Origin of the sequence: Pseudomonas sp. CDFA 610 (assembly GCF_021147865.1) — a bacterium.
GTDB lineage: Bacteria > Pseudomonadota > Gammaproteobacteria > Pseudomonadales > Pseudomonadaceae > Aquipseudomonas > Aquipseudomonas alliivorans.
The window spans coordinates 526,946-539,506 of sequence record NZ_JAGTPM010000001.1; the positions used below are offsets into that span (position 1 = coordinate 526,946).

Consider the following 12,561-nt stretch of genomic DNA (forward strand, 5'->3'; position numbering starts at 1 on the left):
TGTGCTTATTGTTCAGCCTCCAAAGAAGCCCTCACCTGTAATGGTTGATTTATTCATGCAATCGTCTGGCCCCCGTAAATCCCGTCGCTGGTTGATCAGTTTGTTGGTCCTGTTGATTATTGTCGGCCTGTGCTGGAGGTTCTGGCCCGGCTCTGCCTCAACCACCGGCACTGATACGGCCGGTAAAGCCACGCATACCAGCAAATCAAGCGGTATGGTCAGGCCCGGTTTCGGCGGCTCGGCTGCAGCGGTTCCCGTACGTGTGGCGCCAGTGACGCAGAGCGATTTTCCAATCTATTACAAGGCGCTGGGCACTGTTACTGCGACCAATACCATTAACGTACGCAGCAGGGTGGCGGGCGAACTGATCAAGCTCAACTTTCAGGAAGGCCAGATGGTAAAGGCTGGCGATCTATTGGCGGAGATCGATCCACGCAGCTACCAGGTCGCACTTCAGCAGGCCGAGGGCACGCTGGCAACCAATCAGGCGCTGTTAAAAAATGCTCAGCTTGACGTTCAGCGCTACCGCGGACTTTTTGCCGAGGACAGCATCGCCAAGCAGACGCTGGACACCGCCGAATCGCTGGTCAATCAATATCAGGGCACCATCAAGAGCAATCAGGCAGCAGTGGCCGAAGCGAAACTCAACCTGGATTTTACCCGTATCCGTGCGCCGATTGCCGGTCGGGTAGGGCTCAAGCAGTTGGACGTCGGCAATCTGGTGGCTGCCAACGACACCACCGCGCTGGTTGTCATCACCCAGACCCAGCCGATTTCAGTCAATTTCACCTTGCCCGAGAAAGACCTTTCCAGCGTGATTGCCCGCTATCGCACGGGTGACAAACTGCCCGTGGAAGCCTGGGATCGCGGCGACGTGAAAATGCAGGCCACGGGTGTACTCGCCAGCCTCGACAACCAGATTGACGTGGCAACAGGCACACTCAAGTTCAAGGCCCGCTTCGATAACCGCGACGAAACCTTGTTCCCCAACCAGTTCGTCAACGTGCGACTGCGCGCCGACACGCTGACTCAAGCCATCCTTGTACCGACTGCCGCGGTGCAGTTCGGCACCAACGGTACGTTCGTGTACGTCATGGACGGTGACAGGAAGGTGAAGATCAATCTGCTCAAGACCGGCCCGAGCAATGAAACGTCCACGGTCATCACCGAAGGTCTGGCAGCAGGTGCGCGCGTGGTGCTCGAAGGCACTGACCGTCTGCGAGACGGCGCCGAGGTCGAAGTGGTCAATGACAGCAAGGACGTGCCCGCAGGGCCGGGCCAGAAACTGCAGGGCAAGCCCGACAGCGGTACCGACAAATCGGCTTCGCTCCCGAAGGCGGATAAACCAAGCGTATGAACATGTCCCGCCTGTTCATCCTGCGGCCGGTCGCCACCACGCTCAGCATGCTCGCCATTGTGCTTGCCGGTTTGATCGCCTACGGCCTGCTGCCGGTTTCGGCGCTGCCTCAGGTGGATTACCCGACCATTCGTGTGATGACGCTGTATCCGGGCGCCAGTCCGCAAGTCATGACCAGCGCCGTCACAGCACCACTGGAACGTCAGTTCGGACAAATGCCGGGACTCACCCAGATGGCCTCCACCAGTTCGGGCGGAGCTTCGGTCATCACGCTGCGCTTCAGTCTGGAAATCAACATGGACGTGGCCGAGCAGGAGGTGCAGGCCGCCATCAACGGTGCCACCAACCTGCTGCCCAATGACTTGCCCGCACCACCGGTCTACAACAAGGTCAACCCGGCGGATACGCCGGTACTGACCCTGGCGATTACCTCGAAAACCATGCTGCTGCCCAAACTCAACGATCTGGTCGACACGCGCATGGCGCAGAAAATCTCGCAAATCAGCGGCGTCGGTATGGTCAGTATTGCCGGTGGTCAACGGCAGGCAGTAAGAATCAAGGTCAACCCCGAAGCGCTGGCTGCGAACAGCCTGAACCTGGCGGATGTACGCACGCTGATCAGTGCGTCCAACGTCAACCAGCCCAAGGGCAACTTCGATGGACCGACCCGTGTCTCGATGCTGGATGCCAACGACCAGCTCAAGTCGCCCGAGGAATACGCCAACCTGATTCTGGCCTACAAGGATGGCGCGCCACTGCGCCTCAAGGACGTGGCGCAGATCGTCGACGGTGCCGAAAACGAACGGCTGGCGGCTTGGGCCAATCGCAATCAGGCCGTTCTGCTCAATATCCAGCGTCAGCCGGGCGCCAACGTTATCGACGTGGTCGACCGGATCAAGACCATGCTGCCGGGCATCACCGATAACCTGCCAGCCGGGCTCGACGTGACCGTACTGACCGACCGGACTCAGACCATCCGCGCCTCGGTCACCGACGTCCAGCACGAATTGCTGATCGCCATCGTACTGGTGGTGCTGGTCACGTTCCTGTTCCTGCGTCGCTTGAGCGCGACAATCATTCCCTCGATTGCGGTACCGTTATCGCTCATCGGCACTTTCGGCGTCATGTATCTCGCCGGTTTTTCCATCAACAACCTGACCCTGATGGCGCTGACCATTGCCACAGGTTTTGTGGTGGACGATGCCATCGTCATGCTGGAGAACATCTCCCGTCACATCGAAGAGGGCGAAACGCCGATGCAGGCTGCCCTGAAAGGGGCAAAGCAGATCGGCTTCACCCTGATTTCCCTGACCCTGTCGCTGATCGCAGTACTGATTCCGCTGTTGTTCATGGCCGATGTGGTAGGGCGCCTGTTCCGCGAGTTCGCCATTACACTGGCGGTCGCCATCCTGATTTCCCTCGTGGTCTCGCTGACCCTGACGCCAATGATGTGTGCGCGTCTGCTCAAGCGCGAACCCAAGGAAGAAAAGCAGAGCCGCTTCTACCGCGCCAGCGGCGCTTGGATCGACTGGCTCGTCAACGTCTACGGTGGCGGTTTGCGCTGGGTGCTCAAGCATCAACCGCTGACCCTGCTGGTGGCCATTGGCACATTGGGGCTGACGGTCCTGCTCTACGTGATCGTGCCCAAGGGCTTCTTTCCGGTGCAGGACACCGGCGTCATCCAGGGCATTTCGGAAGCCCCGCAATCGGTGTCGTTCAAGGCCATGAGCGAGCGGCAGCAGGCGCTCGCCGATATTATTCTCCGGGATCCGTCGGTGGTCAGCCTGTCGTCCTACATAGGCGTGGACGGTGACAACGCCACGCTCAACAGCGGCCGGTTCCTGATCAACCTCAAGCCCCACGGCGAACGCGACCTGACCGCCGCCGAAATCATTCAGCGCATACAGCCGGAAGTCGACAAGCTGTCGGACATTCGTCTGTTCATGCAGCCGGTGCAGGACCTGACCATCGAAGACCGCGTCAGCCGGACCCAGTATCAGTTCAGCATGTCTTCTCCCGACGCAGAGCTGCTCAGTGAGTGGAGCGGCAAGCTGGTGGATGCGCTGGCCCAGCGCCCCGAGCTGACGGATGTGGCCAGCGATCTGCAGGACAAGGGCCTTCAGGTGTATCTGGTGATCGACCGGGATGCGGCCAGCCGGGTCGGTGTCAGCGTCGCCAATATCACGGACGCGCTGTATGACGCGTTCGGTCAGCGGCAGATTTCAACGATATACACACAGGCCAGCCAGTACCGCGTCGTGCTGCAATCGGCGTCTGCCAGCGAGCTGGGGCCTGAAGCGCTGGAACAGATTCATGTAAAAACCACTGATGGTGCTCAGGTAAAACTGTCGAGTCTGGCGCGGGTCGAGCAGCGTCAGGCGCAGTTGGCAATCGCCCACATCGGGCAGTTCCCGGCGGTGATGATGTCGTTCAATCTGGCGCCGAATATCGCGCTGGGCAAGGCGGTCGAGGTCATCGAGCAGGTGCAGAAGGATATCGGCATGCCGATCGGCGTGCAGACCCAGTTCCAGGGCGCGGCGCAGGCGTTCCAGGCGTCCTTGTCCAGTACGCTGCTGCTGATCCTCGCAGCGGTAGTGACCATGTACATTGTGCTGGGTGTACTGTACGAGAGCTACATTCACCCGATCACCATTCTCTCGACGCTGCCTTCCGCTGCGGTCGGCGCTTTGCTGGCGCTGCTCATCAGCGGTAACGACCTGGGGATGATTGCCATCATCGGCATCATTCTGCTGATCGGCATCGTGAAGAAGAACGCCATCATGATGATCGACTTCGCGCTCGATGCAGAACGTAATCGCGGTGTCGATCCCGAGACGGCCATTTATGAGGCGGCCTTGCTGCGTTTCCGGCCCATCCTGATGACCACCCTGGCAGCGCTGTTCGGCGCCATTCCCTTGATGCTGGCCACCGGTTCCGGTGCAGAGCTGCGTCAACCGCTGGGTCTGGTGATGGTCGGCGGTCTGCTGCTGAGCCAGGTTCTGACCCTGTTCACCACGCCAGTGATCTACCTGTATTTCGACCGACTGGGTCGCCGCTGGAGCCGCAAACCTGGTGCCCCGGCCCGTATGGAGCAGGCTGACGCATGAACCTGTCAGCGCCCTTCATCCGTCGACCGGTTGCCACCGTCCTTCTGAGTCTGGCAATCATGCTGCTGGGCGCCGTCAGCTTTCGGATGCTGCCGGTGGCGCCGTTGCCGAACATGGACTTTCCGGTCATCGTCGTGTCGGCCAGCCTGCCAGGGGCCAGTCCGGAAATCATGGCGTCGAGCGTTGCCACGCCGCTTGAGCGGTCGTTGGGCACCATCGCCGGGGTCAATACCATGACCAGCAACTCGAGCCAGGGCACGACGCGGGTGATTCTGCAGTTCGATCTGGATCGCGATATCAATGGCGCCGCCCGTGAAGTTCAGGCTGCCATCAATGCATCGCGCAACCTGCTGCCCAGTGGCATGCGCAGCATGCCGACCTACAAGAAGGTCAACCCGTCCCAGGCACCGATCATGGTGCTGTCGCTGACGTCTACCGTGCTGGAAAAAGGCCAACTGTACGATCTGGCGTCCACGATCCTGTCGCAGAGCCTGTCCCAGGTCACTGGCGTGGGTGAAGTGCAGATCGGCGGCAGTTCGCTGCCTGCGGTGCGTATCGAACTGGAGCCACAGCTGCTCTCCCAGTACGGCGTCTCGCTGGACGACGTACGTAATGCGATCACGGGCAGTAACGTCAGGCGACCCAAGGGTTCGGTGGAAAACGATCAGCACAACTGGCAGGTTCAGGCCAACGATCAACTGGAGACGGCCAAGGATTACGCGCCGCTGATCATTCGCTATCAGGATGGCGCAACGTTGCGACTCAAGGATGTCGCCAAGGTCAGCGATGCGGTCGAGAACCGCTACAACAGCGGTTTTTTCAATGACAACCAGGCTGTGTTGCTCGTCATCAACCGTCAGGCCGGGGCCAACATCATCGAGACTGTGGCGCAGATCAAGGCCCAGCTTCCTGCCTTGCAGGCCGTGCTGCCTGCCAGCGTGAAGCTTGATGTCGCCATGGACCGCTCCCCGGTGATCACTGCGACCCTGCATGAAGCGGAAATGACCCTGCTGATCGCCGTGGTGCTGGTGGTGCTGGTGGTGTTCCTGTTTCTGGGCAGTTTCCGCGCTTCCTTGATTCCAACCCTGGCGGTGCCGGTCTCGCTGGTGGGCACCTTCGCCATCATGTACCTGTGTGGGTTCTCCCTGAACAATCTGTCATTGATGGCACTGATTCTGGCCACCGGGCTGGTAGTGGACGATGCCATCGTGGTGCTGGAAAACATCTCAAGGCACATCCATAACGGCCTTGACCCCATGAAAGCGGCTTTTCTGGGGGCCAAGGAAGTCGGCTTTACACTGCTGTCGATGAACGTTTCGCTGGTGGCCGTGTTCGTTTCGATTCTGTTCATGGGCGGTCTGGTCGAAAGCCTGTTCCGCGAGTTCTCCATCACGCTGTCGGTGGCGATCGTGGTCTCGCTGGTCGTTTCCCTCACGTTGACGCCCATGCTCTGCGCCCGTTGGCTGAAACCGCGTGAGGCTGAGCGGGAAAACGCGTTTCAGCGCTGGAGCGAACGGGTCAATGACCGGATGGTCGTCGGTTACGATCGTTCGCTTGGCTGGGTCCTCCGTCACCCGCGCCTTACACTGGCCAGTCTGCTGATCACCATCGTGGTCAACTTCGCGCTCTACGTCGTGGTGCCCAAGACGTTCCTGCCGCAGCAGGACACCGGGCAACTGATGGGCTTCGTTCGTGGAGACGACGGACTTTCATTCAAGGTCATGCAGCCGAAGATGGAAATCTTCAGGCGCGCCGTGCTGGCAGACCCGGCGGTACAGAGCGTCGCTGGCTTCATCGGTGGCAGCGGCGGCACCAACAACGCCTTCATGATCGTGCGACTCAAGCCCATCGGCGAGCGCAAGCTGTCGGCGGAGAAGGTGGTCGAACGACTGCGCAAGAATTTGCCGCATGTGCCAGGCGGCCGTCTGTTCCTGGCCCCGGATCAGGATCTGCAGCTGGGTGGCGGGCGTGAACAGACCAGTTCGCAGTATCAGTACATCGTGCAGAGCGGGGACCTGGAAGTCCTTCGTGAGTGGTATCCAAAGATCGTCGCCGCACTCAAATCGCTGCCGCAACTCACGGCCATCGACGCGCGGGAGGGACGAGGCGCGCAGCAGGTCACGCTGATCGTCAATCGCGATACCGCCAAGCGGCTGGGTATCGACATGAACATGGTTACGGCGGTGCTCAACAATGCGTACAGCCAGCGTCAGGTTTCCACGATCTATGACAGCCTGAACCAGTATCAGGTGGTGATGGAGGTCAATCCGAAATATGCGCAGGATCCGGTAACACTCGAACAGGTACAGGTGATCACTGCCGATGGGCTGCGAGTGCCATTGTCGAGCATTGCGCACTATGAACGCAGCCTGGAGAGCGACCGCGTTTCTCACGACGGTCAGTTTGCGTCAGAGAACATCTCGTTCGATCTGGCCGAAGGCGTCAGTCTCGATCAGGCCACCATTGCCATCGAGCGTGCCGTTGCTGCGATCGGTTTGCCCTCCGAGATCATTTCGAAGATGGCCGGGACCGCGAACGCATTTGCGGCGACCCAGAAAAGTCAGCCCTGGATGATTCTAGGTGCCTTGCTGGCGGTTTATCTGGTGCTGGGCATTCTTTATGAAAGCTACATTCATCCGCTGACGATCCTGTCCACGTTGCCGTCGGCGGGTGTGGGCGCATTGTTGAGCATCTATGTGCTGCGCAGTGAATTCAGCCTGATTTCGTTGCTGGGCCTGTTTCTGTTGATCGGCGTGGTCAAGAAGAACGCGATCATGATGATCGATCTGGCGTTGCATCTGGAGCGCGATCAGGGCATGACGCCTCAGGAATCCATCCGCAGCGCGTGTCTGCAGCGTTTGCGACCGATTCTGATGACGACCATGGCCGCCATTCTGGGCGCGCTCCCTCTGTTGCTGAGTACTGCCGAAGGCGCTGAAATGCGTCGGCCGCTGGGCCTCACCATCATCGGCGGCCTGGTGTTCAGTCAGGTGCTGACGCTTTATACCACCCCGGTGGTTTACCTTTATCTCGACCGCTTGCGCCATCGCTTCAGCCGGTGGCGGGGCCGTCGTACCGATGCAGCTCTGGAAACTCCGTTATGACTGATCGCCTCGCCTTCAAACCCAATCACCGATGGCTGGTCAGGCCGCTTGGCATGGGGCTCTGCGTCTTGCTGCTGAGTGCCTGTGCGGTCGGCCCGGATTATCACAAGCCGGATATGGCCACACCAGCCAGCTTCAAGGCTGCCGAAGGCTGGAAGCAGGCGACGCCACGCGATGACGCAATGGCCAGAGGCGCGTGGTGGGAGGTTTACGACGATAAGGCGCTCAACGCATTGGTGGAGCGACTCAACGCCTCCAACCAGACCGTGGCTCAGTATGAAGCCCAGTACCGTCAGGCTCAGGCGTTGATCCGCAACTCACGAGCGGCGTTCTTCCCGACCCTTGATCTCTCCGTCGGCAAGACTCGTTCCAGTCAGGGGACCGGCAGCAGTACCTCGGGAAGCAGCAACCTCAACTCCGGTATCCGCGAAACCCACAGCGCCCAACTGGGTGTCAGTTGGGAGGCGGATGTCTGGGGCAAGCTGCGCCGAGGCCTTGAAGCCGATACGGCCAACGCACAGGCTAGCTTCGCGGATCTGGCGGCAATGCGCCTGAGCCTGCAGTCGGAACTGGTGCAGAACTACCTCCAATTGCGCGTGATCGACGAGCAGAAGCGCCTGCTGGAGGCCACGGTCGATGCCTATCAGCGTTCTTTGACGCTGACCCAGAACCAGTACCGTGCCGGTATTTCGGGACGTGATGCCGTGGCTCAGGCACAGACTCAGCTGAAAAGCACTCAGGCCGACCTGATCGATCTGGTGTGGCAGCGGGCGCAGTTTGAAAACGCGATTGCCGTGCTGATGGGCATGGCGCCGGCGGACTTCAATCTGCAGGCGACGACCTCCATCCCCAAACTGCCGCAGATTCCGGTCGGGTTGCCGTCGCAGTTGCTGGAACGCAGACCCGACATCGCCGCTGCCGAGCGCTCGGTGATGGGCGCCAACGCCAATATCGGGGTGGCGAAGGCGGCTTATTATCCAGACTTCACCCTGAGCATGAGCGGCGGCTACAACAGCAGTACGTTCGCCAACTGGATCAGTCTGCCAAACCGTTTCTGGTCAGTCGGTCCGCAGCTGGCCATGACCCTGTTCGACGGCGGACGACGCTCTGCTGAAGTCGACCGCACCGAAGCCGTCTACGATCAGACCGTCGCGCAGTACCGGCAGACCGTGCTCAACGGTTTTCAGGAGGTGGAAAATTACCTCATTCAACTCAAGGTGTATGAAGAAGAAGCCGAGGTCCGTCAGGAAGCCCTCGTGGCTGCCCGCGACGCTCTGCGCCTGACCAGCAATCAGTACAAGGCCGGTCTGATCGGCTACCTGGATGTGGTTAACGTACAGGCCACGGCACTGAGCAATGAGCGGACAGTGCTGAACGTGCTGCAAAGTCGCCTGATTGCCAGCGTGCAACTGATTGCCGCACTGGGCGGCGGATGGGATGGACAAACCTCGCCAGTGGTTGAGCGTTGAGGTCATTGAGGTCTCTGCATGGCAGAACCCATTGACCGGTATGGCGTACGGAAACTGAAACACGGCGATGGCATCGGATTCCAAACACTGGCAGGATCAGGGCTCACCGCAGGCACATGCCGGGCCGGTGCCCACGGTCCGTATCGAGATACACAAGAGACCCATCCATGGAAAAAGTTCTCATCATCACGGGGGGCTCCCGGGGGATCGGCGCAGCCACTGCCAACCTCGCGGCTTCCCAGGGCTATCGCATCTGCATCAACTACCTGTCTGACCATGTCGCTGCCGAACGGACCTGCGCCCAGGTCAGAGCCCTGGGCGCTCAAGCCATTACGGTACAGGCTGACGTCAGCAACGAAGACGAGATCATCCGGCTGTTTGCCCGTGTGGATGCCGAACTGGGACGTGTGACGCATCTGGTCAATAACGCAGGGACGCTGGCTCAGGCGTGCCGGGTCGAAGAGATGTCGGAATTCCGGATGCTCAAGATGATGATGAGCAACGTGGTCGGCCCCATGCTGTGCAGCAAGCATGCGTTGCTGCGCATGTCGCCGAACCATGGCGGGCACGGCGGAAGCATCGTCAATGTATCGTCGGCTGCGGCCAGGCTGGGATCGGCAGGGGAATATGTCGATTACGCGGCATCCAAGGGTGCGCTGGACACGTTCACCCTCGGTCTTTCCAGGGAAGTTGCTCCAGACGGCATACGCGTCAATGCTGTCAGACCTGGCTTTATCTTTACTGACTTCCATGCACTCAGTGGTGATCCGTTCCGGGTCAGCAAGCTTGAAGGCGCTTTGCCTATGGGGCGTGGCGGCACGGCCGAAGAAGTGGCCGAGGCGATTCTATGGCTACTGTCCGACAAGGCCTCCTACGCCACGGGCACGTTCATTGATCTGGCGGGCGGTCGCTGACCCGCACTCTGTCAGATCGTCGAGCGGGCTGACCCGTCCAGAGGCAATCCTGTCAGGAAAACGGGTCAGAAGATCCTTGAATCGCTCGCAAATGGCCGGTCAGAGGATAACCGGCGGATCATCAGCAGGCGGATCAATGATCGGAGGCACCGTCGTCGGCGGCTCCTGTTCAGGTGGTGGTACTTCTGTAGGAGGTACCGGGACGGGAGGTTCATCGATGTTCGGGTCGATCGGTTCTGGTGGAGTGGGAATGTTCATGGCTTCAGCCTCCTTGTTGGCCTGATGGCTTTCCTTCGACTGCCACGCTTTACCGATGATTCAATCCAATCGCAGCTCCGCCGTGGCCTGTGGGCAAATCGCCTGTCGAGGTGCAGTTGTTTATCGCTGCGCTATGCTCTGAGGCGTTGTCGACCTGCGCTCAAAACCTTTGAACTTTAGTCACGCATCCCGCTCGGAACCTAAGCAGCCGAATCGGGCGAGTTGTCAGCGCAGGGGGGATTTGTGCTGCCGTATCGTTAATTTTTCAATTGCATGGAATGCACAGGAGCGTCCCTGGGGCGTGAAGGAGTGATGCTCGATGAATGAACAGCCATACGGTCCGGATTCCCTGACCTCAGAAGTGCCGCACCCAAGTCGTCCTTTGTCATTGACCCAAGCCCTGCAGTTGCCCCGTATCGTGATTGAAGACACGTTGCCGGTGATCGATGGCGGGCTGTTTGCGGCCAAAGGAATCGTCGGCCAGCCGGTGACCGTCACCAGCAAGGTCTACGCAGACGGTCACGACAAGATGGCGGTCAATATCGTCTGGCGCGCTGCGGACGAAGAACACTGGCACAGCGCTCCGATGCGCGAACTGGGCAATGACAGCTGGACCGGCGAATTCACGCCGACGTCCGTGGCCCGCTATATCTTTCGTCTTGAAGCCTGGATCGACCAGTTCGGCAGCTACCGCTACGAGTTGGAGAAGAAGTTCGGTGCCGGTGTGCCCATCGAACTGGAGCTGGAGGAAGGTCGCATTCACCTCGTCCACGCGGCAGAGCGCAGTCAGGATGAGCAGCGTCATGCCATCGAGAGCGTGTTGCAGCGGCTGGGCGAGTCGAACAGTGACGAGAAGGTCGCCTTGTTGCTTCACAGCGAAACCGCGGCGCTGATGAAACAGGCTGATAATCGTGCATTTCTGAGCCGTAGTGCAGAGTTTCCGCTCGACATCGAGCGGGAATTGGCGCAGTTCGCCAGCTGGTACGAGCTGTTCCCGCGCTCGATCACTGACGACAAGGCCCGCCATGGCACGTTCAACGACGTGCATTCGCGCCTGTCGATGATTCGTGACATGGGCTTTGACGTTCTTTATTTCCCACCGATTCATCCGATTGGCCGAGCACACCGCAAGGGCCCGAACAACTCCCTGACCGCTGGCCCCGATGATCCGGGCAGCCCGTACGCCATCGGCAGCGAGGATGGCGGTCACGAGGCGATCCACCCGCAGCTTGGCAGCCGTGAAGACTTTCGTCGTCTGGTGGCCGCTGCGGCGGATCACGGGCTGGAAATCGCCCTGGACTTCGCCATTCAGTGCTCTCAGGATCACCCGTGGCTCAAGCAGCATCCTGGCTGGTTCTCGTGGCGCCCCGACGGCACCATCCGTTACGCGGAAAACCCGCCGAAGAAATATCAGGACATCGTCAACGTCGACTTCTACGCACCAGATGCGATTCCCGGCCTGTGGCTGGAATTGCGCGACATCGTGCTGGGTTGGGTCGAGGAGGGCGTGAAGATCTTCCGTGTCGACAATCCACACACCAAGCCATTGCCGTTCTGGCAATGGATGATCGGTGAAGTGCGCAATCAGCATCCTGACGTGATGTTCCTGGCGGAAGCCTTCACCAAGCCCGCAATGATGGCTCGCCTTGGCAAGGTGGGTTATTCGCAGAGCTATACCTATTTCACCTGGCGCAACACCAAGGCCGAGCTGTCCGAGTACTTCACGCAGTTGAACGAGGTGCCTTGGCGCGATTGCTACCGGCCGAACTTTTTCGTCAACACGCCGGACATCAATCCGCGATTCCTGCACGAGTCCGGGCGGCCAGGGTTTCTGATCCGCGCGGCACTGGCGACCATGGGGTCGGGATTGTGGGGCATGTATTCGGGATTCGAGCTGTGCGAAGCGGCGCCTATTCCCGGCAAGGAAGAATACCTGGACTCCGAGAAGTACGAGATTCGGGTCCGCGACTTTACCGCGCCGGGCAACATTATCGCCGAGATTGCCCAGCTCAACCGCATCCGCCGCCAGAACCCGGCGTTGCAGACTCATCTGGGTCTGAAGCTGTTGAACGCCTGGAACGACAACATTCTGTATTTCGGCAAACGTTCTGCGGATGGCAGCAACTTTGTGCTGGTCGCGGTCAACCTCGACCCTCATAACGTTCAGGAAGCGAACTTCGAATTGCCGCTTTGGGAAATGGGCTTGCCAGACGATGCAGTGACATCCGGCGAGGATTTGATGACCGGGCACCGTTGGAACTGGTACGGCAAGGTGCAGTGGATGCGCATTGACCCGTCGTATCAACCTTTCGGTATCTGGCGTATCCAGGTCGCACAGTAAAACTGCAAGGA

The 12,561-nt window shown here is 59.7% G+C and carries 7 protein-coding genes; 6 read left to right on the forward strand and 1 reads right to left on the reverse strand.

Translation table 11 applies throughout. From position 1 onward, the window contains the following. Positions 1-40: 40 nt before the first annotated feature. The 5 genes from KDX39_RS02415 to KDX39_RS02435 all read left to right on the forward strand — a co-directional run bounded on the left by KDX39_RS02415 (position 41) and on the right by KDX39_RS02435 (position 9,951). Complete coding sequence (locus KDX39_RS02415; protein ID WP_231659237.1) at positions 41-1,357, forward strand: MdtA/MuxA family multidrug efflux RND transporter periplasmic adaptor subunit; 1,317 nt, start codon at positions 41-43, stop codon at positions 1,355-1,357. After that, complete coding sequence (locus tag KDX39_RS02420; RefSeq protein ID WP_231659238.1) at positions 1,354-4,464, forward strand: MdtB/MuxB family multidrug efflux RND transporter permease subunit; 3,111 nt, start codon at positions 1,354-1,356, stop codon at positions 4,462-4,464. The genes KDX39_RS02415 and KDX39_RS02420 overlap by 4 nt, the downstream gene beginning before the upstream one ends. Next, positions 4,461-7,568, forward strand: coding sequence for a multidrug efflux RND transporter permease subunit (locus tag KDX39_RS02425; protein ID WP_231659239.1), 3,108 nt, complete (start codon positions 4,461-4,463; stop codon positions 7,566-7,568). Before KDX39_RS02420 ends, KDX39_RS02425 begins: the two co-directional genes overlap by 4 nt. Then, entirely contained in the window at positions 7,565-9,037 is a 1,473-nt protein-coding gene (locus KDX39_RS02430; RefSeq protein ID WP_231659240.1) for an efflux transporter outer membrane subunit, read from the forward strand. Before KDX39_RS02425 ends, KDX39_RS02430 begins: the two co-directional genes overlap by 4 nt. A 167-nt stretch (positions 9,038-9,204) precedes the next feature. Then, positions 9,205-9,951: an SDR family oxidoreductase gene (locus KDX39_RS02435; RefSeq protein ID WP_231659241.1), complete on the forward strand. Its 747-nt coding sequence runs from the start codon at positions 9,205-9,207 to the stop codon at positions 9,949-9,951. 99 nt (positions 9,952-10,050) lie between these two features. Here KDX39_RS02435 and KDX39_RS02440 read toward each other — a convergent pair whose 3' ends face one another. Beyond that, on the reverse strand, positions 10,051-10,209 hold the full coding sequence (locus tag KDX39_RS02440) for a hypothetical protein (RefSeq protein WP_231659242.1): 159 nt from the start codon (positions 10,207-10,209) through the stop codon (positions 10,051-10,053). Between the two features lie 319 nt (positions 10,210-10,528). On the opposite strand from KDX39_RS02440, the gene KDX39_RS02445 reads away from it, so the two are divergent. After that, positions 10,529-12,550 (forward strand): alpha-1,4-glucan--maltose-1-phosphate maltosyltransferase, encoded by a 2,022-nt coding sequence (locus tag KDX39_RS02445; protein ID WP_231659243.1) that lies wholly within the window; start codon positions 10,529-10,531, stop codon positions 12,548-12,550. The last annotated feature ends 11 nt before the right edge of the window (positions 12,551-12,561 follow it).

Coding starts and splice junctions, on each gene's coding strand:
- KDX39_RS02415 (WP_231659237.1), top strand. CDS start 41: ATGGTTGATTTATTCATGCAATCGTCTGGCCCCCGTAAATCCCGTCGC.
- KDX39_RS02420 (WP_231659238.1), top strand. CDS start 1,354: ATGAACATGTCCCGCCTGTTCATCCTGCGGCCGGTCGCCACCACGCTC.
- KDX39_RS02425 (WP_231659239.1), top strand. CDS start 4,461: ATGAACCTGTCAGCGCCCTTCATCCGTCGACCGGTTGCCACCGTCCTT.
- KDX39_RS02430 (WP_231659240.1), top strand. CDS start 7,565: ATGACTGATCGCCTCGCCTTCAAACCCAATCACCGATGGCTGGTCAGG.
- KDX39_RS02435 (WP_231659241.1), top strand. CDS start 9,205: ATGGAAAAAGTTCTCATCATCACGGGGGGCTCCCGGGGGATCGGCGCA.
- KDX39_RS02440 (WP_231659242.1), bottom strand. CDS start 10,209: ATGAACATTCCCACTCCACCAGAACCGATCGACCCGAACATCGATGAA.
- KDX39_RS02445 (WP_231659243.1), top strand. CDS start 10,529: ATGAATGAACAGCCATACGGTCCGGATTCCCTGACCTCAGAAGTGCCG.